This window comes from Streptomyces sp. MNU76 (genome assembly GCF_020982545.1).
In the GTDB taxonomy this organism is placed as follows: Bacteria; Actinomycetota; Actinomycetes; order Streptomycetales; family Streptomycetaceae; genus Streptomyces.
On the sequence record NZ_JAJKLK010000023.1, the window covers coordinates 191,004 to 213,951 of the forward strand.

At 70.4% G+C, this 22,948-nt stretch carries 27 protein-coding genes and 1 pseudogene; 11 read left to right on the forward strand and 17 right to left on the reverse strand.

The window, feature by feature from the left end; genetic code table 11:
* Window positions 1–206: 206 nt before the first annotated feature.
* Both E4N62_RS38310 and E4N62_RS38315 read right to left on the reverse strand, forming a co-directional pair.
* Complete coding sequence (locus E4N62_RS38310) at window positions 207–1,472, reverse strand: GNAT family N-acetyltransferase (protein ID WP_230222038.1); 1,266 nt, start codon at window positions 1,470–1,472, stop codon at window positions 207–209.
* Window positions 1,473–1,632: 160 nt separating this feature from the next.
* Entirely contained in the window at window positions 1,633–2,274 is a 642-nt protein-coding gene (locus E4N62_RS38315; RefSeq protein ID WP_230222040.1) for an AmfC protein, read from the reverse strand.
* Window positions 2,275–2,490: 216 nt separating this feature from the next.
* Between E4N62_RS38315 and dtd the strand changes: the two genes are divergently transcribed.
* Window positions 2,491–2,916, forward strand: a complete 426-nt coding sequence (dtd, locus tag E4N62_RS38320; RefSeq protein WP_230222100.1) for a D-aminoacyl-tRNA deacylase — start codon at window positions 2,491–2,493, stop codon at window positions 2,914–2,916.
* Window positions 2,917–2,973: 57 nt separating this feature from the next.
* Here the strand turns inward: dtd and E4N62_RS38325 are convergent, their stop codons facing one another.
* From E4N62_RS38325 to E4N62_RS38340, 5 genes are all read right to left on the reverse strand, one after another.
* Window positions 2,974–3,939, reverse strand: coding sequence for a folate-binding protein YgfZ (locus tag E4N62_RS38325; protein ID WP_230222043.1), 966 nt, complete (start codon window positions 3,937–3,939; stop codon window positions 2,974–2,976).
* A 10-nt stretch (window positions 3,940–3,949) separates the two neighbouring features.
* Entirely contained in the window at window positions 3,950–4,387 is a 438-nt protein-coding gene (locus E4N62_RS38330) for a Fur family transcriptional regulator (protein WP_230222045.1), read from the reverse strand.
* A 30-nt stretch (window positions 4,388–4,417) separates the two neighbouring features.
* Window positions 4,418–4,717 carry a restriction endonuclease subunit S gene (locus E4N62_RS49835; protein ID WP_374117172.1) on the reverse strand — a complete coding sequence of 100 codons (300 nt, stop codon included), beginning with the start codon at window positions 4,715–4,717 and terminating at the stop codon, window positions 4,418–4,420.
* Window positions 4,718–4,876: 159 nt separating this feature from the next.
* Complete coding sequence (locus E4N62_RS38335; RefSeq protein WP_230222047.1) at window positions 4,877–5,452, reverse strand: FABP family protein; 576 nt, start codon at window positions 5,450–5,452, stop codon at window positions 4,877–4,879.
* 266 nt (window positions 5,453–5,718) lie between these two features.
* Window positions 5,719–6,657, reverse strand: a complete 939-nt coding sequence (locus E4N62_RS38340) for a hypothetical protein (protein ID WP_230222049.1) — start codon at window positions 6,655–6,657, stop codon at window positions 5,719–5,721.
* Here E4N62_RS38340 and E4N62_RS38345 point away from each other — a divergent pair.
* The gene (locus tag E4N62_RS38345) at window positions 6,656–7,018 is read left to right on the forward strand and encodes a DsrE family protein (RefSeq protein ID WP_184892353.1); all 363 of its coding nucleotides are present in this window, start codon (window positions 6,656–6,658) and stop codon (window positions 7,016–7,018) included. The two genes, E4N62_RS38340 and E4N62_RS38345, sit on opposite strands and share 2 nt — an antisense overlap.
* Window positions 7,019–7,090: 72 nt before the next feature.
* Here the strand turns inward: E4N62_RS38345 and E4N62_RS38350 are convergent, their stop codons facing one another.
* The 7 genes and pseudogenes from E4N62_RS38350 to E4N62_RS38380 form a co-directional block, all read right to left on the reverse strand.
* Window positions 7,091–7,351 (reverse strand): DUF3099 domain-containing protein, encoded by a 261-nt coding sequence (locus E4N62_RS38350; RefSeq protein WP_184892351.1) that lies wholly within the window; start codon window positions 7,349–7,351, stop codon window positions 7,091–7,093.
* Window positions 7,352–7,460: 109 nt separating this feature from the next.
* Complete coding sequence (locus tag E4N62_RS38355) at window positions 7,461–7,751, reverse strand: DUF1416 domain-containing protein (RefSeq protein WP_184892349.1); 291 nt, start codon at window positions 7,749–7,751, stop codon at window positions 7,461–7,463.
* A gap of 96 nt (window positions 7,752–7,847) precedes the next feature.
* Window positions 7,848–8,687: a sulfurtransferase gene (locus tag E4N62_RS38360; protein ID WP_230222051.1), complete on the reverse strand. Its 840-nt coding sequence runs from the start codon at window positions 8,685–8,687 to the stop codon at window positions 7,848–7,850.
* A gap of 456 nt (window positions 8,688–9,143) precedes the next feature.
* Complete coding sequence (locus E4N62_RS38365) at window positions 9,144–9,878, reverse strand: DUF2993 domain-containing protein (protein WP_230222054.1); 735 nt, start codon at window positions 9,876–9,878, stop codon at window positions 9,144–9,146.
* A 323-nt stretch (window positions 9,879–10,201) separates the two neighbouring features.
* Window positions 10,202–11,463: pseudogene (locus E4N62_RS38370) on the reverse strand (hypothetical protein).
* Between the two features lie 10 nt (window positions 11,464–11,473).
* A complete protein-coding gene (locus tag E4N62_RS38375) occupies window positions 11,474–11,728 on the reverse strand; it encodes a MoaD/ThiS family protein (RefSeq protein WP_184892340.1) in 255 nt (84 codons plus the stop codon).
* A 31-nt stretch (window positions 11,729–11,759) separates the two neighbouring features.
* Window positions 11,760–12,704, reverse strand: coding sequence for an alpha/beta hydrolase (locus E4N62_RS38380; RefSeq protein ID WP_230222056.1), 945 nt, complete (start codon window positions 12,702–12,704; stop codon window positions 11,760–11,762).
* 159 nt (window positions 12,705–12,863) lie between these two features.
* On the opposite strand from E4N62_RS38380, the gene E4N62_RS38385 reads away from it, so the two are divergent.
* The 8 genes from E4N62_RS38385 (at window position 12,864) to E4N62_RS38420 (ending at window position 20,318) form a co-directional block, all read left to right on the forward strand.
* Window positions 12,864–13,643, forward strand: coding sequence for a response regulator transcription factor (locus tag E4N62_RS38385; protein ID WP_230222058.1), 780 nt, complete (start codon window positions 12,864–12,866; stop codon window positions 13,641–13,643).
* Window positions 13,644–13,737: 94 nt separating this feature from the next.
* Window positions 13,738–14,760, forward strand: a complete 1,023-nt coding sequence (locus E4N62_RS38390) for a LacI family DNA-binding transcriptional regulator (protein ID WP_230222060.1) — start codon at window positions 13,738–13,740, stop codon at window positions 14,758–14,760.
* Between the two features lie 234 nt (window positions 14,761–14,994).
* Entirely contained in the window at window positions 14,995–16,098 is a 1,104-nt protein-coding gene (locus tag E4N62_RS38395) for a S1C family serine protease (protein WP_230222062.1), read from the forward strand.
* Window positions 16,099–16,196: 98 nt separating this feature from the next.
* Complete coding sequence (locus E4N62_RS38400; protein ID WP_045555929.1) at window positions 16,197–16,379, forward strand: hypothetical protein; 183 nt, start codon at window positions 16,197–16,199, stop codon at window positions 16,377–16,379.
* 180 nt (window positions 16,380–16,559) lie between these two features.
* On the forward strand, window positions 16,560–17,300 hold the full coding sequence (locus E4N62_RS38405) for a response regulator transcription factor (protein WP_230222064.1): 741 nt from the start codon (window positions 16,560–16,562) through the stop codon (window positions 17,298–17,300).
* Entirely contained in the window at window positions 17,297–18,757 is a 1,461-nt protein-coding gene (locus tag E4N62_RS38410) for a cell wall metabolism sensor histidine kinase WalK (RefSeq protein WP_230222066.1), read from the forward strand. Before E4N62_RS38405 ends, E4N62_RS38410 begins: the two co-directional genes overlap by 4 nt.
* A gap of 342 nt (window positions 18,758–19,099) precedes the next feature.
* The gene (locus tag E4N62_RS38415; RefSeq protein WP_230211612.1) at window positions 19,100–19,426 is read left to right on the forward strand and encodes a hypothetical protein; all 327 of its coding nucleotides are present in this window, start codon (window positions 19,100–19,102) and stop codon (window positions 19,424–19,426) included.
* Between the two features lie 52 nt (window positions 19,427–19,478).
* On the forward strand, window positions 19,479–20,318 hold the full coding sequence (locus tag E4N62_RS38420) for a transposase family protein (protein ID WP_230211611.1): 840 nt from the start codon (window positions 19,479–19,481) through the stop codon (window positions 20,316–20,318).
* 251 nt (window positions 20,319–20,569) lie between these two features.
* Here E4N62_RS38420 and E4N62_RS38425 read toward each other — a convergent pair whose 3' ends face one another.
* The gene (locus E4N62_RS38425) at window positions 20,570–21,253 is read right to left on the reverse strand and encodes a TetR/AcrR family transcriptional regulator (RefSeq protein ID WP_230211610.1); all 684 of its coding nucleotides are present in this window, start codon (window positions 21,251–21,253) and stop codon (window positions 20,570–20,572) included.
* A gap of 89 nt (window positions 21,254–21,342) precedes the next feature.
* Here E4N62_RS38425 and E4N62_RS38430 point away from each other — a divergent pair, with 89 nt between their 5' ends.
* Window positions 21,343–22,032, forward strand: a complete 690-nt coding sequence (locus tag E4N62_RS38430; protein ID WP_230211609.1) for a DUF4386 domain-containing protein — start codon at window positions 21,343–21,345, stop codon at window positions 22,030–22,032.
* A gap of 291 nt (window positions 22,033–22,323) precedes the next feature.
* On the opposite strand, the gene E4N62_RS38435 is transcribed toward E4N62_RS38430, so the two are convergent.
* Together E4N62_RS38435 and E4N62_RS38440 are read right to left on the reverse strand one after the other, a co-directional pair.
* Window positions 22,324–22,722, reverse strand: a complete 399-nt coding sequence (locus E4N62_RS38435) for a hypothetical protein (RefSeq protein WP_230222068.1) — start codon at window positions 22,720–22,722, stop codon at window positions 22,324–22,326.
* A partial coding sequence (locus tag E4N62_RS38440; RefSeq protein WP_230222070.1) for a hypothetical protein occupies window positions 22,719–22,948 on the reverse strand: 230 nt, incomplete at its 5' end. The genes E4N62_RS38440 and E4N62_RS38435, both read right to left, overlap by 4 nt.

Consider the following 22,948-nt stretch of genomic DNA (forward strand, 5'->3'; position numbering starts at 1 on the left):
AACTTTCGGATGGTTGGTGACTCTGGCAACTGCCGCCGACCATCACCCAGACCGAGCGATCACTCAGACCGACCGATCGACCTCCCTTCCGGAGGGGAGCCGGGAGTTCGACCGGTCCGCACCGTCACAACTGAATGGCTCAGCCACAACTGAATGCGCAGCCACAACTGAACAGCTACGGATACACGTACCCTCACCCAGAAAGGTCAGAAGACGTCCGGGCACCACGGGCGCCTGGACGTCCGCAGCAGGGCGTCGGCCATGGCGGCGGCGCCCTTCCGCTGTTCCCGGGCCCGGCCCAGCGCGGTGAGCCGTACGGCCGACTCGTCGCCCAGCCACAGCGTCGCCAGGTCCGCGACCTCCAGGACGAGGTCGCCGTCCTCGCTCGTCGGCACACAACTCGCCCCGTCCGGGCCCGCGTCCAGCCGGTACCGCCCGTCCGCGAAGCCTCCCCGGTCCACGACCTCCAGCACCAGCGTCCCGGTCCCGGTGTACGTCCGCGCCTCCAGCGCCCGTACGACGTCCAGGATCCGTACCCACAGCCAGTCCGCGTGGGAGGTGACGCTCACGGCGCGCGGGTCGGGGAAGAAGTGCGGCAGGAGGTCGTCGGGGGCCCGCCAGCCGCACTTGACCTTGGTGATCCAGTCGATCGAGCAGAGGTAGTGCCACAGGGCGCGCTCGGCGGCCGGGCTCGTCGCGATCAGCCAGTTGACGTCGGCCGTGTTCTGCGGCTGCTTCATTCGCCAGGTGTCGTCCGCCTCGTACGAGACCATGCCCTCGACCTCGCCGGCCGCCGAGCGGTACACCGCGTAGAACGGCTCGGTCCAGGAGCCGGACAACCGCAGGTCGCCGGTATTGATCCGCCACCAGCGCTCGTCGCGGCTCACCGCGCCGGGTTGCGCGGCGCGCAGTCGGTCGTGGAGGGCGGGGCCGAGGGCGCGTACGACCGCGCCGTCGACGAGGTCGACCCGGCCGCCGTCCGCCGGGCCGGACCAGCGGGGGTCCAGGCCGGTGCGGGGGACGTCGATGGTCCACTCGGTGGTCCAGGTGGCGGGGCCGAAGCCGTAGCGGCCGTAGATGGGGTACTCGGCGGCGATCAGGGTGGCGACGACGTCACCGCGGTCGCTCGCGGCGGCGAGGTCGTGGGCCATCATCCGGGTGAGCAGGCCTCGGCGGCGGTGGGTGGGGCTGACCGTGACGTTCGAGATGGCGTCGGCGGGGACGGTGCGGCCGCCGACGGCGGTGAGCTCCTGGGGAAAGGAGCGGAAGGTCGCCACAGGCTGGTCGGTGGGGGCGGTGGGGTCGAACGCGGCGAGCGTTCGGGACGGGTCTATGTGGAACGAGCGGTCCTTGAGCTCCTGAGGGGTCAGGGTTTCCGGGGCTCGGAGGAAACCTGTGTTCAGAGCGTTCAGCCAGGCCGGGATCTCGTCCTCGGTGACGGGGCGTACGGCTGTGTCGTGGGAGGGGCTCATGGGGTCACGCTAGGGGGGTGCCGGCGCGCTGTCTCGGGGTTTTTCGCCCCCGCCGCCCCTACGAAAAGCACGGGGCGCAGCCCCTGCTTTTCAGGGGCGCGGGGAACTGCGCGACCAGCCCCCACGCACCCGCACCCGACAACGCACCCGCACGTCCTCTCTACGTCAGCAGATCGTCCACCTGGGCCTCGCCCTCCCGGTAGCGGCGGGCGATCTCCGCGCTGCAGTCGTCGGCCGTGCGCTGCAGGTGCTGGCGCCGGCCGGAGATCTGCTGCTCGTGGTGGACCAGGCGGGCGAGGCCCGCCGTGAGTTCCTCGTCGGTGCGGGCCTGGAGGTCGGAGAGTTCCACCTCGTCCAGCATCTCGGCGGCCAGCCGCCGGTACTCCTCACCGCGCGGCGTGCCCACGGTGACATGGCGGGCCGAGGAACGCTGCCGGGCCGGCGCGTCCGTGAGGATCGCCGAGAGCCGGTCGACGAGCGCCGAGGGCTCCGCCGAGCCCGAGGCCCCGGCATCGGCCGCACCGCCCCTGCGGGCCAGTTCGGCGCGCAGGATGTCGATACGCCCCTGGAGCAGCCGCCGCAGATAGCTGAGGTCGGCCTCGTCCCGCTGGGCGTCCCGGCGCAGGGTGCGCAGTGCGGGCAGCCGCAGCCGGGACAGTTCGGGCTCGGCCGGGTCCGGCGGCGGCAGTGGTCCGCTGTCCGTACGCTGAACCGGTGGCCGACGGACTCCGGGGCCGGGCCCCGGCGTCGTACGGGTAAACGTCGCAGTGCCCGGGGGCTGCCCGGTACTCGATGTGCTCATGCGCCTCAACCGTCCCCTCGACCGGTGTGTGTGAGCATCGTGCCACTCTCCGTGGCAGCTTTGTGACCGAGTCCCCGCGATCCACCCCAGATGGTCGGTAATGGATCAATGAGAAAGACCGGGCAAAGCGCTCTTCAAACCCCCGTGATCACAAACCCCCCGTAAGGGGGACCCCCTCGCGTACGGCTGATGGACGGCGGCGGCATCATGGTCGGCATGCGTGCGGTGGTGCAGAGGGTCGACGGCGCGAGCGTCGTCGTGGACGGTGAGACGGTCGGTGCGATCGAGGGCGAGGGGCTGTGCGTCCTGGTGGGGGTGACACACGACGACACCAAGGAGAAGGCGGCGCAGCTGGCGCGCAAACTGTGGTCCGTGCGGATGCTGCACGACGAGAAGTCGTGCAGCGACGTGGACGCGCCCCTGCTGGTGATCAGCCAGTTCACGCTGTACGGGGACGCGCGCAAGGGCCGGCGGCCGACGTGGAACGCGGCGGCGCCCGGTGACGCCGCCGAACCGCTGGTGGACGAGGTCGTCGCACAGCTGCGGGCGCTGGGGGCGACGGTGGCCACGGGACGGTTCGGCGCGTCCATGCGGATGTCCCTGACGAACGACGGTCCGTTCACGGTGCTGTTGGAAATGTGACGCGCGCTGGTGGAAGTGGACGTGTGCTGGTGGAGATGTGAGGCGTCCGGGGGCCTCCTACGGCTCGACCACGACCTCCTGCGCCGCCGCCGTGGTGTCGGCCATCAACCTCGCGTCGACCGGGAGGTTGCGCTTGACCAGGGCCAGCGCCACCGGCCCCAGTTCGTGGTGGCGTACGGACGTGGTGATGAAGCCGAGCTTGCGGCCGTCGGGGCCGTCGTCCGCGAGCCGGATCTCCGCGCCGCGCGGCGGGAGGTGCACCTCGCTGCCGTCCAGGTGGAGGAAGACGAGGCGGCGCGGGGGCTTGCCGAGGTTCTGGACCCGGGCGACGGTCTCCTGGCCCCGGTAGCAGCCCTTCTGCAGGTGCACGGCCGTGCCGATCCAGCCCAGCTCGTGCGGGATCGTGCGGTGGTCGGTCTCGAAGCCGAGGCGGGGCCGGTGGTGCTCGACCCGCAGCGCCTCGTACGCGAGCAGACCGGCGGCGGGCCCGGCCTTCTCCGCGTACGACTCCAGGTCCGCGCGCGGGAGGAACAGATCACGGCCGTACGGCGTCTCGCGGACGACCGTGCCCTGAGGGACCTCGGCGATCGAACCGGCCGGGAGGTGGACGACCGCGAAGTCGCCCGTACGGTCGGCCACTTCGACCCGGTAGAAGAACTTCATCGACTCCAGGTAGGCGAGCAGCGCCTCCTGGGTGCCGGGCTCGATGTGCGCCCAGACGGTCGTGCCGTCGTCGACCAGGTACAGCGCGTGCTCGATGTGACCGTTGGCGGAGAGGATCAGCGCCTCGGTGGCCTCGCCGGTGGGCAGCTCGCTGACGTGCTGGGTGAGCAGCAGGTGCAGCCAGCTGAGCCGGTCCGCGCCGGAGACGGTGATCACGCCCCGGTGGGAGAGGTCGACGAATCCGGTGCCGTCGGCGAGGGCGCGCTGTTCACGGAACAGGTCGCCGTAGTGGGCGGCGACGCCTTCGTCCACGCCCTCGGCGGGGACGGCGCCGGGCAGGGACAGCAGAGGGCTTTTCATATGTCTAAGCCTACGACTTGGTACTTGAGGCCTTGAGTGTGCAGTTCTCGCACCGGCCGAAGATCGCGAAGTGCTTCAGGTCGGTGTCGAACCCGAAGGACTCGCGGAGCTGGGCCGTGAACGCGGCCGCCACGTCCACGTCCGCCTCGATGACGTTCTCGCAGTCCCGGCAGACCAGATGGATGTGGTGGTGCCGGTCGGCCAGGTGGTACGTCGGCGCCCCGTGCCCCAGGTGCGCGTGGCTGACCAGCCCGAGCTCCTCCAGGAGCTCAAGGGTCCGGTAGACCGTGGAGATGTTGACCCCCGACGCGGTCTTCCGCACTTCCACGAGGATGTCGTCGGGGGTCGCGTGCTCCAGGGTGTCCACGGCTTCGAGCACGAGCTGCCGCTGCGGCGTCAGCCGATAGCCACGCTGCCTGAGATCACTCTTCCAGTCGGTGCTCACCACGGGTCCAGTCTAGAGCGGGCGGGACGGGCGTCAGGGGTCCGCCGAGAGGACACCGTTCATCAAGGCATCAGCGAGCACGGCACGATAGGCACGGGTCGCGCGGGTGATCTCGGAATACGCCTGGATCTTGTCGTCGAGAGCGGCGAGCGTCGCACCGATCGCGTCCTGCTCGGCGAGCGGTGGCAGGACGACGGGCAGCTCTCCCAGAGTGCGGATGCTGAGCGAGGGAATGACAGACCCGGCAGTCCGGGTCCGGACCCAGTCCTGTGCCGTGGTCGCACCCAGACAGGAGACGAGATGGGTGGCCTCGACGAGTCCCGTCCCCGACAGCCTGAGCCGTGCGCGCCGCTCCTGCGACCCGCAAGCGCATGGGCAGGCTGATGATTCTTTAACCCCTCGGGGTTGACCACTGGCTCATGACGACGCCCCCATGACCCGGGGACATGGGGGCGTGCTCGAAATGTCGCAGAGGCGCGCGACCTGCTCGGGCTACTTGAAGAAGGCGATGCCGTCGTCCGGCATGTCGTCCGGGAGGGCCTTGGCCCAGCGTTCGACGTCCTCGGGGGTGACGACCTTCTTCAGGTGCGCGGACATGTAGGGGCGCAGCTCGACGTCGGGGGTGGCCTTCTCGCCGACCCACATCAGGTCGCTGTTCACATAGCCGTAGAGCCGCTTGCCGCCGCTGTAGGGGCCGGAGGCCGCCGTACGGGCGACCGCGTCCGTGACCACGTCGATCTGCGGCTTCTGCTTGGCCAGCTCGCCGTACCAGACCTCGACGACACCGTCGTCACGGGTCATGACGATCTCGACCCTGCGGTCGGCGTCGATGCGCCAGAACCCGGACTCCGTCTCCAGCGGACGGACCTTGTTGCCGTCCTTGTCCAGCACCCAGGTGTGGGAGTGGTACTCCAGGAAGTCCCGGCCGTCGTGCGTGAAGGTGACCTCCTGGCCGAAGTTGCACTTCTCTGAGCCGGGGAAGTCATGGACGCCCGCGCCGGCCCAGTCGCCGAGCAGGAAGGCGAGGGGGACGAGGTCCTTGTGGAGGTCGGACGGGATCTCGATCATGAGTGGCGGTTCCTGGGAGTCCTGGAGGTCCTGGGCGTCGGTCGGACGCGGGTCAGCGCTGGCCCTGGTACAGCTTCTTCACTGCCAGGCCGGTGAAGGCGAGAACGCCGACGGCGACCAGAACCAGCAGGATCTCGAAGAAGATGATCACGAGGTGCTCCTCGATTGAGCGGGAGACGTGCGGTACGCACACAGGGCCGGACCCCAGCTTACGCGGCTGGGGTCCGGGCTCCGGCGTGAGGTCGGCCCTTGCCTCCCGGGGGCCGTCAGCCCAGCAGCTGGCTCTGCAGGACCACGGTCTGCCAGAAGGGGACCGCCGGAGCCCCCGCCTCGCGGGACTGCAGGATCACCGCGTACACGTCCCCCGCCGAGACATAGGCCTGGCGGACCTGCTCGGCGCCGTACGGCTTCGCCTCGGCATAGGCGGTCCGGGCGGTCCCCGTCACGGCGGCCTCCTCCGGAAAGTCCTCGTCGTACTCCACCTCGCCCGCACCGCGTACCCGGTAGGTCGGGCTGACGTGGGCCAGGGCATGGCTCGCCAGCTCGGCGTCCACGACGTTCGTCGTGTTGAACCGGAGCAGGTGGACCCGCGTCCGGGTGCCGTCCGGGGTGGTCCAGCCCCGGGCGGCGATGTGCCGCAGGCCGGTGTCGACGAGTTTCTGTCCCAGTTCCTCGCGGTCCTCCGCCTCGAACTCCGCCAGATACTCCTTCACCGGCAGCCGGCCGTCCGAGCCCCGCAGCGCCTTGTCCTCCTTCGCCCCCTCGGGCGCCGGCAGGACGAGGGCGCGCAGATCGGCGTGATGGGCTCCGGCCGGGTTGTCCTCGGCGAACGGCTCCGGGCTTCCGGACGGCAGCGGCGGCCTGACGAGCCGGGGGAAGACCCAGCGCCCGTCCGACTCCGTGGCCAGACCGGGTACGTCCGTGCGCTGCGCCGCGGCGATCCCGTACGCCGTGGCCGTCCCCACCGAGGCGAAGACGACAACGGCCGCGGTCCACCGGAGCAGGGCCCGCAGGACCCTCCGGTCACGGCGGGGCGGGGCGGCATGGGGCTGAGCCGGCTCGACGGCAGGGGGCTCCTTGGCCGACGGCTCCACGGCGTCCGCCGCCGAGGACGGGGCGTCGTACGTCTCCGGTGCCGCCGGTGCCGCCGGTGCCTTCGGCGTTGCACCGAGGATGATCACGATTCGGACTACCATTCGGCCCATGGCGAAGAAGCTCGTGATCAAGGTGACGGCGGGGGCCGATGCCCCTGAGCGGTGCTCGCAGGCGTTCACGGTGGCGGCCGTGGCCGTCGCCAGCGGCGTCGAGGTGTCCCTGTGGCTGACCGGCGAGTCCGCGTGGTTCGCGCTGCCCGGCCGCGCCGCCGAGTTCGAGCTGCCGCACGCCGCTCCGCTGCCCGATCTGATCGACTCGCTGCTCGCGGGCGGCCGGATCACCCTGTGCACCCAGTGCGCCGCCCGCCGGGACATCACCGAGAAGGACGTCATCGAGGGCGTACGGATCGCCGGCGCCCAGGTGTTCGTGCAGGAGGCCATGGCGGACGACACCCAGGCGCTCGTCTACTGAGGGCGCTCGTCGGCCGTGCCCGGATCTCGGTCGGCATCTCGGTCGGCATCTCGGCCGGCATCGCGGTCGGCGTCACTGTCGGCGTCTCTTGCCGTCCAGTTCGTCCCACCACTCGTCGGACTTCGGGTCGCCGGAGGGATCGTCCCACCAGCGGTCGTCGGGGCCGCGCCGGTTGGCGACGACGGCGGCGAGCGGCGGGATGACCATGGCGACCACGCACATGCCGACCGCCACCGGGACCGACCAGAGGCGTACGACGCCCCAGGCCAGGACGAAGAGGGCCAGGCACGTGCCCATCATGGCGAAGTACTGGTGGCGCCTGCGCGCGTACATGTCTCCAGCGTAGGTCCGCGCACGGCTGAGGGCCGCACTCCGGGAAGTGCGGCCCTCAACTGTTGGTCTGTTCGCCTGATGGCCGTTTCGCCTGTTCGGCGAGACCGTCTCAGACGGCGATCGCGACCTCCGCCAGGCCGCCCTTCTCGGCGACGACGACGGTCCGGTCGGCGGTGCCGCCGGGGACCAGCGCGCGGACGGTCCAGGTGCCCTCGGCCGCGTAGAAGCGGAACTGGCCCGTCGCGGAGGTCGGGACCTCCGCCGTGAACTCGCCGGTCGAGTCCAGCAGACGGACGTAGCCCGTCACCGGCTCGCCGTCGCGGGTCACCTGACCCTGGATCGTGGTCTCACCGGGCTTGATCGTCGAGGCGTCCGGGCCGCCGGCCTTCGCTCCACACATGTCTTTCTCCATAAGGGGTCTGACCGGAAGGAAGGCCGGTCGGGACGAACGGGGGTGTGCGGGTACCGCTGGTGGTGCTGGTGGTGCTGGTGGTGCTTACTTGTTGGCGCCGAGCTCGATCGGGACGCCGACGAGGCTGCCGTACTCGGTCCAGGAGCCGTCGTAGTTCTTGACGTTCTCGACACCGAGCAGCTCGTGCAGGACGAACCAGGTCAGCGCGGAACGCTCACCGATGCGGCAGTAGGCGATGGTGTCCCTCGCCAGGTCCACCTGCTCCTCGGCGTAGAGCTCCTTGAGCTCGTCGTCCGACTTGAAGGTGCCGTCGTCGTTGGCGTTCTTCGACCACGGGATGTTGCGGGCGGACGGGACGTGGCCCGGACGCTGCGACTGCTCCTGCGGCAGGTGGGCCGGGGCGAGCAGCTTGCCGGAGAACTCGTCGGGCGAGCGCACGTCGACCAGGTTCTGCGAGCCGATCGCGGCGACGACGTCGTCACGGAAGGCGCGGATCGCGGTGTTCTGCGGCTTGGCCTTGTACTCGGTGGCGGGGCGCACCGGCACCTCGTCGGTCAGCTCGCGGGCGTCGAGCTCCCACTTCTTGCGGCCACCGTCGAGCAGCTTGACGTTCTCGTGGCCGTACAGCTTGAAGTACCAGTAGGCGTAGGACGCGAACCAGTTGTTGTTGCCGCCGTAGAGGACGACGAGGGTGTCGTTGCCGATGCCCTTCTCCGACAGGAGCTTCTCGAAGCCCTCCTGGTCGACGAAGTCACGGCGGACCGGGTCCTGGAGGTCCTTGGTCCAGTCGATCCGGATCGCGTTCTTGATGTGGTTCTTCTCGTACGCGGTGGTGTCCTCGTCGACCTCGACGATGGCGATGTTCGGGTCGTCGAGGTTGGCCTCGACCCAGTCGGCGTCGACCAGGACGTCGCTGCGGCTCATGCTCTTTCTCCTCCGGGGCAGTTGCGGCGGTGTGCGGGTGCCTCCGGCGGTTCGGCCGGGGGCGCGCAGGGGTGGGCCCTGGCTGGAACAGGGCGGGCATCGGGGAACGCGGCGGCAGATTCCGTCGCTCAGAAGGTGCGACAGAGCATGGCGGCGACGCGGCACAGGTCTACTGCCCGCCGCTTCGTGAGATCCGCCTGTCGCTTCATGAGTGTCGATCGTAGGGACGGACAGGCGGGCGTGTCACCGGCATGTCGTATTCTGAGACGCGATCGTCCGGAATGTGGGATGACGTGACTGTCGGGGCTGCGGTGGCGGGGCGACCGGGCCTCTGTAGTCGTCGTCACATCTACGGTACGGACGGCGGCGTCTCGCCTTTCGGACGCGGCCGCGGACGCCGCCGCGTCCGAAAAGCGCGTTCCGCCGCAGGCCGCCGAGGGCCAGCCGATCCTCGTCCTACCCCGCCAGCTTGACGTTCGAACCCTTGACCGTGATCTCCACGCCGTCCGGCGCGGCCTCGACCTTGTCGAGCTTGACGCCGCCGGGGAGGTCGTCAATGGCCTGCTGGAAGTCGGTGATGGAACGGACGACGTTCTCGGCGAGGCCGGCGCCGCCCAGGCTGGGCAGGGAGTCGGCCTGCACCTCGACCGTGTCGCCCTTGACGCTGACGGTGCTGAGGACGGAGACGGTCTGGGGGTCGAGGGCAGGCGGGTCGATCTCGACGTTGACCTTGATCTTGCCCTTGCCGCCGTCGGAGAGGCCGACGACGCGGGCCGTGAAGCCGAGGCCGACGTCGGTGGGCTCCGACTTGGCGGCCTTGAGGAGTTCGTCGTATCCGATGGTCGCGGTGCCGGTGGCGCTGTCGGCCGTGGCGGAGGTGTAGTCGCTGGAGAAGGCGACGCCGCGCATGTTCGCCTGCAGGTCGGCGATGCGGATGCTCTCGCCGGGCCTGCCGGTGCTCGCCTCGACGTTCTCGATGCCGACCTCGACGTCGTCGAGTTCGCCGCCCGCGACCTGGGTGAGGAAGGGGAAGCCCTTGATGGACACGTCCGGGGTGGTCGTCAGGCCCTCACTGGCCTTCAGCTGCTGGGCCGCCTCGTCCTCGGCGAAACCGACGGCCAGGCGGTCCGCGGCGACGAAGAGGCCGCCCAGGATCACGACGACGATGACAAGTATTCGCAGTGCGCGCATGTCTCGGTGTTCCCCACGTTGTCCGCTTGACGGCCGCGGGCCGGTGGCCGTTCTACCCGAGGGTAAGCGTGGGGCTGTCGGAAAGGGGTGGGTTCGTGCGCGTTGTTGATCACCTGTGACAGGAGCCCCCGGCGCGCCTCCCGGCTTTCCTCGCCCCCGCCGCCCTTACCCGTCCCATCCCTGGGGCTGCGCCCCTTTTCAGGGGCGCGGGGAACTGCGCGACCGGGGTCCGGGGCGGAGCCCCGAGTCTTTGACGCGGGGTCGAAGGGGCGCGCAGCCTGGGGATGGGACGGGTAGGGGCGGCGGGGGCGAAAAACGCCGGGTCAGACGAGGGCGCGGCCCAGCAGATAGACCGCCGGGGCCGCCGCCGCCAGCGGCAGGGCCACACCCGCGGTGAAGTGCACGAAACGGGAGGGGTAGTCATAGCTGGCGACCCGGTGGCCGATGAGCGCACACAACGCGGCCCCACCCCGAGCAACGCCCCAGCCGCACCCAACCCGGTCGCACTCCCGACCGCGATCCCGCCCCGCCGCCGCCAGCAGCGACACCACCACCGAGGCGGCGTCGGCAGCGGCAACGCCCGCGCCAGGACGGCCACCGCGACCGCGCCCCCGCCCACCGTCACCGCGTCCGCCACGGCCGCCAGATAGCCGGTCGCGATGATCGCCAGTGCCGACGAGGCCACCGTCGCCATCAGTCCGTACATCCGCTCGTCCGGGTCCGCGTGGCTGCGCAGCCCCAGCACGATGCCGAGCAGCACCCACACCCCGAGCGTCCCGAGGATCGCGGCGGGCGCGTGCTCCCGGCCGGCCGCGAAGAGGGCCGCGTCCGCAGCGAGGGCGCCCGCGAAGGCCAGCACGATGCCCTGCCGGGCCGGCCACATGCCGTTCAGCCGGAACCAGCCCGCCGCGGTCACGGCCTGGAGGACGACGAGGGGTACGGCGAGGGCGTACTCCCCCACCGCGGCGGCCCCGGCCAGCAGCAGACCCAGGACGGCCGTGATCAGCGCCGGCTGCATCCCGGGCTCGATGATCGGCGACCGGCCCTCGGCCCGCGCCCGCTGGGCGTCGGTGATCCGGGCGTTGCCGGTGAGGGTGGGCGGACCGTAACCGGCCGCGGGTTCCGCACCGACCTCCGGACCGGCCTGCCCCCGGGGCTCCACCTGAGGCTGGTGTTGGTGTTGGGCCTGGGCATGGGGGACCTGGGCATGGTGTTGCGCCTGGGCCTGAGGGGCGTACTGGCCGCCGCCGTACTGCCCGCTCGGGGCGGCCGACTGCTGGGGCAGGTACGCCGTCTCCGTCAGGTTGGTGGCGGCGGGAGGGGTCTGGGGCTGGATCTGGGTCTCCCAGGTCTGGCCCTCCCACTGCTGGGTGTACTGCTGGGCGTGGGCGCCCTGGCTCTCGTCGTACCCCTGCCAATGCGGCTGCGGCTGCGGCCGCGGCTGCGCGTGGGGATGCGCATGCGGCTGCTGGTACGCGTCGTAACCCTGGTGCCCCTGCTGGGCCTGATGCTCCGACTGACCCTGCTGGCCCTGGTGACCCTGCTGCCCCTGGTGGCCCTCGTACCCGTGCGGCTGGTTGCTCATGATGTGGGGGTCACCCTCCTGCGAACGGCGGGAGCACCTCGACCGTGCCGCCCTCGGCCAGACGTACCGTCTCATGCGCACGGGTACCCACGGGGTTTCCGTCGACGAGGAACGAGCAGCGCCGCAGCACGCGGACGAGTTCGCCGGGGTGGCGGTCGCGGGCCGCGTCCAGGGCGTCCGCGAGGGTGGCCGCGTCGTAGGGCTCCTCGGCGACGCCGGCTGCGGACTTGGCTGCGGCCCAGTAGCGGACGGTGCCCTTTGGCATCTGCTTTCCTCTTGTATGAGTCGTGACGGGGTCAGGCTACGCCCCTGACCGCGACCCCCTTCACCACCCACTCCCCGATCCTCCCCAGCAATTCCGGGCTCGCCGCGTTCTCCGCGTGGCCCATGCCCCGTTCCAGCCAGAGTTCACCGTCGTCACCCGCCGCCGCGGCCAGCATCTCCGGGTGGTCGAGCGGGAAATAGCCGTCGCGGTCGCCGTGGACTATCAGCAGGGGCGTCGGGGCGATGAGGGGCACGGATTGCACCGGGGAGAGGGGAACGGGGTCCCAGTCGCGGTGGTGGATACGGGTGCGGAAGCCGTAGCGGCCGAGGAGGCGGCCCTCGGGGCGGGTGATGAGCCAGTGGACCCGGCGCATGGGGGCCGTGCCCCGGTAGTACCAGCGGGCGGGGGCGCTGACCGAGACGACGGCGTCGGTGCCCGCGTCGGGGTGGGCCGCGTGGCGCAGGACGACCGAGCCGCCCATGGAGAAGCCGACGGTGGCGACGCGCGTGTGGCCGAGTTCACGGGTCCAGTGGACCGCCGCCGCGAGGTCGAGCACCTCGCGGTCGCCGACCGTGGAGCGGCCGCCGGATCTTCCGTGGCCCCGGAAGGAGAAGGTGACGACGGAGGCGTGGCGGGCGAACGCCTCCACCACCCTTCGAACGTACGGGCGATCCGCGTCCCCGGTAAAGCCGTGCGCGACGACGATGGCGAGGGGGTGGTCGCCGGCCTGGTCCACGGGACGGTCGGCACGGTCGAAGCGGTCGGCGAGGTGGCCGGAAGGTGGAGTTCCGGCGTCTTCCGCGCCGTTGTATACAACGGATTTTGGATCGTATACGGCCTCGATATTCACCCCGTCGTCAGTCCGTAGAAACCTGCGCAAAGAGGTTCGCGGCGGCCCCGAAAGGGTTCGATCGGCCGTCTCAGAGTTCGGAATGTCGAAAGATCGCGTCACATGGCCTGCCGGACCAGCACTCATGTGGGCTATTCTGCTGGACAGAGGACTCGGGCAATGTCGCCCCCGGGTCCTTTCGTGCTTTAGGCAAGCTTGTATACGAGCGGAAAAACGCCAGGTGACCGCAGCTGTACGAGCGCCCGCCACACGCGTCCTCGCAGGGACCGAGGAGGAACCAGACGTATGAGTTCTCTGCTGCTCCTGACCAACGCCCTCCAGCCTTCCACGGAGGTGCTTCCAGCCCTCGGCCTGCTGCTGCACAACGTGCGCGTGGCCCCGGCGGAAGGCCCGGCTCTCGTCGACACCCCCGGTGCCGACGTCATCCTCATCGACGGGCGCCGTGACCTGCCGCAGGTCCGCAGCCTGTGTCAGCTGCTGCGCTCCACCGGGCCGGGCTGCCCCCTCATCCTCGTGGTGACCGAGGGCGGTCTCGCAGCCGTCACCGCCGACTGGGGCATCGACGACGTGCTCCTCGACACGGCCGGCCCGGCCGAGGTCGAGGCGCGCCTGCGGCTGGCCATGGGCAGGCAGCAGATCGTCAACGACGACTCCCCCATGGAGATCCGCAACGGCGACCTCTCGGTGGACGAGGCGACCTACAGCGCCAAGCTCAAGGGGCGCGTCCTCGACCTCACCTTCAAGGAGTTCGAGCTCCTCAAGTACCTCGCCCAGCACCCGGGCCGCGTCTTCACCCGCGCACAGCTGCTCCAGGAGGTCTGGGGCTACGACTACTTCGGCGGTACGCGGACGGTCGACGTGCACGTACGGCGGCTGCGCGCCAAGCTCGGCCCCGAGCACGAGTCGCTGATCGGAACCGTCCGGAACGTCGGTTATCGATTCGTTACGCCCGAGAAGGCGGAGCGCGTCGGCGACGAGGCGAAGGCCAAGGCCGCCCTCTCAAAGGCGGCGGATGCGGACGAGACGGCGCCCCTGGACGCCGTGGAGATCCCGGCCGAGGCGTAGTGACGGACACCCCGGGCGGCGTACGCACAGGTAACTCACAGGTGCGCCGTCGTACGCCCTGCCCAGGGGCGGTCCATCCGCGTAGACTCCGCGCGTGGCCAAGGTGACTCGGGATGACGTGGCAAGACTGGCGGGAACATCGACCGCCGTCGTCAGCTACGTCATCAACAACGGACCCCGGCCGGTCGCACCGGCCACGCGCGAGCGTGTCCTCGCCGCCATCAAGGAGTTGGGGTACCGCCCGGACCGAGTCGCCCAGGCGATGGCCTCCCGGCGTACGGATCTCATAGGCATGATCGTGCCGGACGCGCGCCAGCCCTTCTTCGGCGAGATGACCCACGCCGTGGAGCAGGCCGCCGCCGAGCGCGGAAAGATGGTGCTCGTCGGCAACACCGACTACGTCGCCGAGCGCGAGGTCCACTATCTGCGGGCGTTCCTCGGGATGCGCGTCTCCGGCCTGATCCTCGTCAGCCACGCCCTCAACGACAACGCCGCCGCCGAGATAGACGCGTGGGACGCGCGGGTCGTGCTGCTGCACGAGCGGCCCGAGGCGATCGACGACGTGGCCGTGGTGACCGACGACATCGGCGGCGCGAAGCTCGCCGTCGACCATCTGCTCTCCCACGGGTACGCGTACGTCGCCTGTATGGGTGGCCTCGCCGAGACCCCGCTGGTCGGCGACCCCGTCTCCGACCACGTCGAGGGCTGGCGGCGGGCGATGGACGAGGCGGGGATCTCCACGGAGGGGCGGCTGTTCCAGGCGCCCTACAACCGCTACGACGCGTACCAGGTGGCGCTGGAGCTGCTGTCGGGCCCGGCCCGGCCCCCGGCGATCTTCTGCTCCACCGACGACCAGGCGATCGGGGTGCTGCGGGCCGCGCGCGAGCTGCGCATCGAGGTGCCGGGCGAGCTGGCCGTGGCCGGGTTCGACGACGTCAAGGAGGCGGCGCTCACGGACCCGCCGCTGACGACGATCGCGACGGACCGTACGGGCATGGCCCGGGCCGCGGTGGACCTGGTGCTGGACGACGGCATCCGGGTGGCCGGGTCCCGGCGCGAGCGGGTGAAGCTGTTCCCGTCGAAGCTGGTCGCTCGACGGTCGTGCGGGTGCGAGTAGCTCCGCCGGGCTTGCGGAGAGCGCCGTAGGGGTTGGGGTGCGGGGTCGGACGCGGGTTCGTCGTGGCTGATCGGGCCCGCGCGGCGGAGCCACGTTCCGTGGCATGACCGTCGGCCGCCCTCTGTTTCCCTTGCCGGCGGGCCCCCGCGCCTTTATATGGGGCGAACGAGGTTCTGCCGGGGTTCTCAGGGAGCACTCAGGAAGGTCTCATGGTCGGGCGGCAGGCTCTGAGTCATGACCGAGAGCTTCCGCCGCAGCGGCGAGTACGAGAACCCGTACGAGGGTCAGCAGAACCCGTACCAGGAGCAGCAGCACGCCTCCGCCCCGCTGAACCCGGCGAACCCCGTGAACCCCGCGAACCCGGAGTGGCCGCCCCCGCCGGCGTACGACCCGGCGACCGCGACCGCGGCGCAGGCCGCCCCCACCGCGCTCCTCACCGAGCCGGTGTCCTCCGCGCCCACGTCGAGAAGGCGTACCCGGGGCCCCATCGCACTGCTCGCGGCCGTGGCGTTCGTCGCGGCGGCGATCGGCGGCGGTACGGCGTACGGCATCCAGGAGCTGACCGGTACGGACACCGTGGCCTCCAGCTCCACCAGCACCAGCGTGGTGCCGACCAGCCAGAAGGGCACGGTCTCCGGGGTCGCCTCGGCGGTCAGCCCGAGCATCGTGGAGATCAACGCCACCTCGAACGCGGGTGAGTCCACCGGTTCCGGTGTGATCATCACCAGCGACGGTGAGATCGTCACCAACAACCACGTGATCTCCGGCGCCTCCCAGATCAAGGTGACGACCAGCAACGGCAAGTCCTACACGGCCGAGGTCGTCGGCACCGACAGCAAGAAGGACCTCGCCCTCATCAAGCTCCGGGACGCCTCCGGGCTGAAGGCCGCCATGCTCGGCGACTCCGCCGGGGTCAAGGTCGGCGACCAGGTCGTGGCGATCGGTTCCCCCGAGGGTCTGACCGGCACCGTGACCAGCGGCATCGTCTCCGCGCTCGACCGTGACGTCACGGTCTCGACGGACGAGAGCCAGGGTCAGCAGCAGGGCGGTGGCGGCGGGCAGTGGCCGTTCGAGTTCGGCGGTCGGCAGTTCAACGGTGACACCGGCTCCTCGACCACCACGTACAAGGCGCTCCAGACCGACGCCTCGCTCAACCCCGGGAACTCCGGCGGTGCCCTCATCGACATGAACGGCAACATCATCGGCATCAACTCCGCGATGTACTCCGCCGCGGACGCCACCTCCTCCAGCGCCGGCAGCGTCGGCCTCGGCTTCGCCATCCCGATCGACACGGTCAAGGCCGACCTGAGCACGCTGCGGGCGGGCGGGTCTGACTGAGGTCCGACACTCCGACCAGGCCTTTTCCCCTCCGAGCAGATCTTTTCCCCTCCGAGTAGGTCTTTCCCCTCCGTCCCGCTGAGTCCAAGGAGTTCGACATGATCACGCAGGTCTCCCACACCGTCGCAACCGCCGTCGACCCGGCCGGGCTGGGCCTCGCCCTCGCGGTGGCGGCCGAACTTCACCCGGCGGTGACGCGGGCCCCCGAGGTGGCGGCCACCCATGCCCCGGCCCGTCGCAACACGGCCGCGCGCCCGCGCCGACGCACGGTTCGCGGCTGATCCGGTACGGACTACTGCGCGGCCAGGGGACGTGCAAGGCTAGGGCGAACCCGCGCGCGCCCCGTCAGGGGCGCGGGGAACTGCGCGAGAAGCCCCACCGGACCCGCACCAGGCAACGCACGAGACCCCCCACGGCGCCCCGGCCCCCGCAATCCACCGCTTCCGAGGAACGAAGACCACATGAGCTCCGCCGAAGGCGCCCGCGCCCCCGAACCCCAGCGCATCCTCATCGTCGACGACGAGCCGGCGGTACGCGACGCACTCAAGCGCAGCCTCGCCTTCGAGGGCTACGACACCGAGGTCGCCGTCGACGGCGCGGACGCGCTGGAGAAGGCGACCGCGTACCGGCCGGACCTGGTGATCCTCGACGTCCAGATGCCGCGGATGGACGGGCTGACGGCAGCCCGCCGGATCCGCGGCGCGGGCGACACCACGCCGATCCTGATGCTCACCGCCCGCGACACGGTCGGCGACCGGGTCACCGGGCTCGACGCCGGCGCGGACGACTACCTGGTCAAGCCGTTCGAGCTGGACGAACTCTTCGCCCGGGTCCGCGCGTTGATGCGCCGCAGCTCGTACGCGGCGGCCGTCGCCCAGAGCGCCGAGGTGGACGAGGCGCTCACCTTCGCGGACCTGCGGATGGATCTGGCGACGCGGGAGGTCACGCGGGGTGGGCGCCCCGTGGAGCTGACCCGCACGGAGTTCACGCTCCTGGAGATGTTCATGGCGCACCCGCGCCAGGTCCTCACCCGCGAGCAGATCCTGAAGGCCGTCTGGGGCTTCGACTTCGAGCCCTCCTCCAACTCCCTCGACGTGTACGTCATGTACCTGCGCCGCAAGACCGAGGCGGGCGGTGAGCCGCGGCTCGTCCACACCGTGCGGGGCGTGGGGTACGTCCTGCGACAGGGCGGCGCGGAGTGAAGAGGCTGCTGAGCCGCTATCGCTCCCTGCCCATCCGCGCCCGACTGTCGATGCTGGTCGCGGCGGCGGTGGCGTTCGCGGTGGCGGCGGTGTCGGTGACGTGCTGGTTCATCGTGCAGGGCAAGCTGTACGAGGAGGTCAACAACGATCTGGAGGCCATGGCCAGCCGGGCGCTGCCCGAGCAGATGGTGCAGGACGCCGTCCTCACCGCCTGCCCCGAGGCGCCGTCGCAGTCGTACTGGGGGCCGAAGAACAAGGGCTACTCCCAGGTGGTGACCACGGACGGCACGACGTGTGTCTTCCCCAACTCCACGGGCGTGGTGAACGTCGCCGAGAGCGACAAGGAAGAGGCCGCGAACCCCAGGATCAAGCGCGGCACGATCCGCAACGGCACCGACAGCGAGGGCAACCCGGTGCGCGTACTGGCCACAGCACTCGTCCTCGACAACGGCGAGCGCCAGTACGCGATGCCGGGCACCGCCTACGTCGTGGCCCTCCCCCTCAAGGGCACCCAGTCCACGCTCAACGAGCTGGCGCTGCTGCTCCTCGTCGTCTCCGGCATCGGAGTCGTCGGCGCCGGAGCGGCCGGCCTGGCCGTGGCCCGGGCGGGCCTGCGCCCCGTCGACAAGCTCACCGAGGCGGTCGAGCACGTGGCGCGCACCGAGGATCTGAGCATCCGCATCCCTGTGGAGGAGGAGAGCGAGGACGAGGTCGCCCGCCTCTCCCGTTCCTTCAACTCGATGACGAGCGCGCTGGCGAGCTCCCGCGACCTGCAGCGACAGCTGATCGCGGATGCGGGCCACGAACTCCGTACGCCCCTGACGTCCCTCCGCACGAACATCGAACTCCTCACCCGGAGCGAGGAGACGGGCCGCCCGATCCCGGCCGAGGACCGCAAGGCCCTGCTCGCCTCGGTGACGGCCCAGATGACCGAACTCGCCTCGCTGATCGGTGACCTGCAGGAGCTGTCTCGCTCGGAATCGGGTCAGCAGGGCGGCCGGCACCTCCAGGTCGTCGACTTCCAGGAGGCGGTGGAGGCGGCCCTGCGCCGGGCTCGCCTGCGCGGTCCCGAGCTGACCATCACGGCGGACCTGAACCCCTGGTACGTCCGCTCCGAACCGTCCGCGCTGGAGCGGGCCATAGTCAACATCCTCGACAACGCGGTGAAGTTCAGCCCCGAGGGCGGCACGATCGAGGTCGCCCTTGACGCGGGTGTCCTCACGGTCCGCGACCACGGCCCCGGTATCCCGGCCGCCGAACTCCCCCACGTCTTCGACCGCTTCTGGCGCTCCCCGTCGGCACGTTCCCTCCCGGGCTCGGGCCTGGGCCTCTCGATCGTGGCGCGGACGGTGGAGCAGGCGGGCGGCGAGGTGTCCTTGTCACGAGCTGAGGGCGGCGGCACGCTGGCGACGGTGCGGTTGCCGGGGGCGCCGACGGCTCCGCCGGGGACGCCGTAGGTCTGACCTCAGTGAGTGGTGTGCATCGTGAAGTCGCAGGTCGTGGGCCTGGTGTGAATGACGACTGGGGTACTCGCGCCGGTCGGCGGCAGATGACCTTGGTGTAGATCATCGGGCGAGTCTGGTTCCGGCGGGATGCCGGGTTCGGCTGCGCCCACGACCTGCCCCCGCCTACGATCCGTCGGCAGGTCGGCACGCCATGAGATCGCGGGAGGGCCCGGGATGCAGGAGCGGCAGTGGATCACCGCTCGCCGGAACGAACCGTACGCTCTCGCCGAGGAGTTGACCAAGCAGCTTCAGGAGGTCTAGGTCGAGCGGGACGAACTGGCGATCGCGGAGCGGGTGTTGAACCGCCTGGCCGAGCAGGCTCAGGCCGACGCCGAGGCTGTCGCTCCGGTATCGGCGAAGGTAGCCGGGCGGGCAGTCCTGCTCATCCCGCACCGCAGCGACGCGGCCGATGAGGGCGCGCTGCCCGGCGACTACCGAAAGATCCTGGCGATCGTGCGGGAGGCCGACGGCCCGGTGCAGGTCAGGGCGGTCGGCGAGCGGCTGGGCCTGGACGCCTCGGTGCGCGGCAAGCTGGAGCCGTTGCGGGCGAAGATGACCAAGCTCGCCGACCGCGGCTGGCTGCACAAGCGTCCCGACGGGCGGTTCACCGCACGTTCGTAGCCGCGCGGGGCTGGCCGTAACTGGCGGGCCTTCGGCGGCAGTTGAGTTTGGTGTGAAGAAAAACAACAGTCTCGCCGAGAGTCCTGACGGCCTTGTTTACACCGCCCGCCTGCCGTTGTCGAGCGCGACCTTGAACTGGCTCGCCGACCTGATACGCGGTCATCTGAAGAAGATCGGCTCGCGGTGGCGGGCGCTGCCCGCCGGGAAGATCGCCGGCATCGTGCTGGCGGTCCTGCGTTGTGACCAGCGGCCCGGCGACCTGGCCGGTGGCAACGGCATCCACCGCACCACCGTCACCCGGTGGGTGCGGGAAGTCGTCGGCCTGCTGGCCACCCGTGCCCCGCGCCTGGACCGCGCGCTGAAGAAGATCGCCCGAAAGGGTGGCGGAGTCGTACTGCTGGACGGCTCCCTGATACGCACCCGGCGCCGTACCGGCATGGCGAACCGGAAGAACTATTCCGGCAAGCACAAATGCCACGGCCTGCTCGTGATCGCGCTCACCGATGACAAGGGCCGGCTGATCTGGGTCTCCGCCGCACGTCCCGGACGCACCTCGGAGATCACCGCCTGCCGTCACGGCAAGCTCACCGCCCACCTGCGGGCTGCCGGCCTCGGTGCGATCGCCGACCTGGGGTTCGTCGGCCTCGACGACAGCGGTCCGGACGCCGACCCGGCGGTGATCACCGGCTACAAGGCCGCCCGGAACCGGCCTCTGACCCGAGGTCAGAAGCTGTCCAACAAGGCGCTGGCCGCGGTCCGTGCCCCGGTCGAGCACGGCTTCGCCCACCTGAAGAACTGGAGGGTCCTGGGCAAGGTCCGCACCGACCCGAAGTGGGCGACCACGCTGGTCAGGGCTTTGTTGGTACTGACGAACCGTGAAGTTGCCCGCTGACCGGTGATCTACACCGAAGTCATCCGCCCGCGACCAGCACGAGCCTCCCGAGCACAGTGCTCAATGGTCGGCAATGGCCCCGGAAGGCGGAACAGGCTGCCCAGCAAGTCCGCTGGTGCGGGCTGCGGCGCGGGCCCGGTGACCTGCACACGGGCGGGCCAACCGGGTTGCATAGGCGCCTGCGCTCCCGGTTGCAGCGTACTCCACAAACAGGGCTGGGCCTTGGCGGCCGTCCACGGCCACAGGCCCTGTCAGCGACGGGCGCGGTCGAGGCCGTCCAGGAGCAGGTCGAGCGTGAACTCGAACTCCGCCTGACTGTCACACCAGCCGAGCGTCGGGTCGTCGGCATCGTGCAACTCGGCCGACACCATGGCCGTGAGGTGCGGAAATGCGTCGGCCATCACGGCGAGGTCCTCCTCGGCGGCGTCGGTGTCGACGTCGCCGTCAGCCGTGGCAGGGCTGAACAGCTCCTGAGCGAACCCGAGCACCATGCTGCCGAGGGCGTGCAGCGCCCGGTGGCCGAGGTGGTAGGAGAACCCGCCACAGATCAGGGTCGCCAGAACCTCCTCGAAGTAGCCGTACAGACTGACCGGGATGACCCGTCGCGAGCCTATGAGCCCCGGAGCCCACGGGTGACGGAGCATCACCTCGCGCGCGGTCAGGCACCGGCTCCGCAGCTCCGAGCGCCAGCCGCCTCCCTCCTGCCCGGCCCGTACGGTCTCGGCCCGGACCTCCGCGACCACTGCCTCCACCAGCCCGTCGAGCAGCCCTTCCTTGCCGGGCAGGTGATGGTAGAGCGACATCGCCTCCACTCCGAGTGAGGACGCGAGGCGGCGCATGGTCACCGCGCTCAGGCCCTCGCTGTCCGCCAGCCGCATAGCCGCCGCCAGCACACGCTCGCGGCTCAGGGACTTCCGCGCCGGTCTCGGGGTCACGCCGTCGTACTCCTCACTCAAGCCTCTTGCCGTCACCTTACAACGTATGGTGTCCTTACACGGTAAGGCTTCTCTCACCTGGAGATACGATGGCTCTTACCGCCACCCCGGATACGAGTACGGCAGCACAGCCCGACCCTGCCACGGCTCGCGTCACCGGCCTGCTCTACCTCGGTCTCGGCATCAGCGGCATGCTTGGCTTCCTGGTCATCCGCCCACAGCTCTTCGACCAGGACGACCCTGCGGGCACACTCACCCAGCTCCTCGAACACGAGACCCTCGCCCGGACCGGCATCGCCCTGGAGCTGGCGATTGTGGTGACCCAGGTGCTGGCCGCGCTGTGGTTCTACCGGCTCTTCCGGCCGGTCGACCCGTTCGCCGCCGGGGCAACCGCCGTCTTCGGCACCGTCAACGCCGTGGCCATACTCGGCAGCGCCGCGTTCCTCGCCACTGCGCTCGACGCGGCACTCGACCCGGTCGGCGAGGACACCAGCCAGCTCATGTACCTCATCAGCGAGAACATATGGGGCGTCGGCAACGTCTTCTTCGGACTCTGGCTCATCCCCATGGGCCTCGCGGCTCTACGCTCCGGCTGGACACCGCGACCGCTGGGCTGGATCCTCGTCGCCGGCGGAGTCGGCTACCTGCTGAGCGTGTTCGTCACCTACCTCGCCCCGTCCGCCGGTCCGATTGCGGAACTCCTCGTTGTGCCCGCCACGGTCGGCGAGTTCTGGATGATCGGCTGGCTCCTGCTCCGCGGTCTACGCCGCCTCACCTGACAGCGCGTACGAACCGTTCCGGTGCGCTGCGTGGTTGCTGGCCGCCGCCTTACTTGACGGCTGTGATGACACGCAGCCCCCGCGGGTCGGTGGTGTCCTGCCCGACACACAGTCGGCCGAGGACAACATCGTCCTCGTGCTCTGCCGCGAACCCTGCTGGTCCTGACGAACCGCGAGGTCGCCCGCTGACGGACGATCTTGTCGGTGGACTGCCGCCCCGGACCTGCCCGAGCCTCCCGATGCCTACGCACACCAGGCCGATTGACGTGCAGTTTTCACGATGCACAGGGCTCAGTGGAGGCCGAGCATTCCCGGGGAGTCGATGTCGATGGCGAGTACGCCCGGCGGGTAGTCGTCCTCGCGTCCGGTCAGGATGATGGACATGCCTCCCGTCTCCAGATGCGGCGTGGCGACGTAGAGGGCGTGGCAGGTGTCGGCTCCGCCCCATCCGTCACGGACCATCCCGCCCACCGTGACCGCGGCTGTCTGCCCGAGTGAGTCCACTTGGACGCCCGGCAGCGCGAGCAGTGCCCGCCCGACGCCCTCGTCCTTCTCCTCTGCCCGCATGAGGCACAGTGAGGGGATGTGCAACCAGTCACCGGGGGTGTGCGCGACGTTGTCGACGAGCCGGTGCAGGGCTTCGTGGCCACGAGCGAGCGCGAGGGCCGCGTCCGTGTCGAGGACGATCACGCGGCGCGCCCCTGGTCGGAGCGCGTCGTCTGTCGGCCGGAGTGCATCTTCTCCGCAGCCATCGCGTAGATGTTGGCCAGGACGTCGGGCCCGTTGTCGAACTCTTCGTCGGTGAGCGTGCATCCCATGCGCTCACGCAGGACCTTGCGGGTGGCGGCTACCCGCTCCGCGATCTGCTCCGCCGTCGGCTGCTCCGAGGCCAGCTGCTCGATCAGCTGGTCGATCA

Excerpts from the sequence above, each read along its gene's own strand:
- E4N62_RS38310 (WP_230222038.1), bottom strand. The coding sequence starts at position 1,472 with ATGAGCCCCTCCCACGACACAGCCGTACGCCCCGTCACCGAGGACGAG.
- E4N62_RS38315 (WP_230222040.1), bottom strand. The coding sequence starts at position 2,274 with ATGAGCACATCGAGTACCGGGCAGCCCCCGGGCACTGCGACGTTTACC.
- dtd (WP_230222100.1), top strand. The coding sequence starts at position 2,491 with ATGCGTGCGGTGGTGCAGAGGGTCGACGGCGCGAGCGTCGTCGTGGAC.
- E4N62_RS38325 (WP_230222043.1), bottom strand. The coding sequence starts at position 3,939 with ATGAAAAGCCCTCTGCTGTCCCTGCCCGGCGCCGTCCCCGCCGAGGGC.
- E4N62_RS38335 (WP_230222047.1), bottom strand. The coding sequence starts at position 5,452 with ATGATCGAGATCCCGTCCGACCTCCACAAGGACCTCGTCCCCCTCGCC.
- E4N62_RS38345 (WP_184892353.1), top strand. The coding sequence starts at position 6,656 with ATGGCGAAGAAGCTCGTGATCAAGGTGACGGCGGGGGCCGATGCCCCT.
- E4N62_RS38340 (WP_230222049.1), bottom strand. The coding sequence starts at position 6,657 with ATGGGCCGAATGGTAGTCCGAATCGTGATCATCCTCGGTGCAACGCCG.
- E4N62_RS38350 (WP_184892351.1), bottom strand. The coding sequence starts at position 7,351 with ATGTACGCGCGCAGGCGCCACCAGTACTTCGCCATGATGGGCACGTGC.
- E4N62_RS38355 (WP_184892349.1), bottom strand. The coding sequence starts at position 7,751 with ATGTGTGGAGCGAAGGCCGGCGGCCCGGACGCCTCGACGATCAAGCCC.
- E4N62_RS38360 (WP_230222051.1), bottom strand. The coding sequence starts at position 8,687 with ATGAGCCGCAGCGACGTCCTGGTCGACGCCGACTGGGTCGAGGCCAAC.
- E4N62_RS38365 (WP_230222054.1), bottom strand. The coding sequence starts at position 9,878 with ATGCGCGCACTGCGAATACTTGTCATCGTCGTCGTGATCCTGGGCGGC.
- E4N62_RS38375 (WP_184892340.1), bottom strand. The coding sequence starts at position 11,728 with ATGCCAAAGGGCACCGTCCGCTACTGGGCCGCAGCCAAGTCCGCAGCC.
- E4N62_RS38380 (WP_230222056.1), bottom strand. The coding sequence starts at position 12,704 with ATGAGTGCTGGTCCGGCAGGCCATGTGACGCGATCTTTCGACATTCCG.
- E4N62_RS38385 (WP_230222058.1), top strand. The coding sequence starts at position 12,864 with ATGAGTTCTCTGCTGCTCCTGACCAACGCCCTCCAGCCTTCCACGGAG.
- E4N62_RS38395 (WP_230222062.1), top strand. The coding sequence starts at position 14,995 with ATGACCGAGAGCTTCCGCCGCAGCGGCGAGTACGAGAACCCGTACGAG.
- E4N62_RS38400 (WP_045555929.1), top strand. The coding sequence starts at position 16,197 with ATGATCACGCAGGTCTCCCACACCGTCGCAACCGCCGTCGACCCGGCC.
- E4N62_RS38405 (WP_230222064.1), top strand. The coding sequence starts at position 16,560 with ATGAGCTCCGCCGAAGGCGCCCGCGCCCCCGAACCCCAGCGCATCCTC.
- E4N62_RS38430 (WP_230211609.1), top strand. The coding sequence starts at position 21,343 with ATGGCTCTTACCGCCACCCCGGATACGAGTACGGCAGCACAGCCCGAC.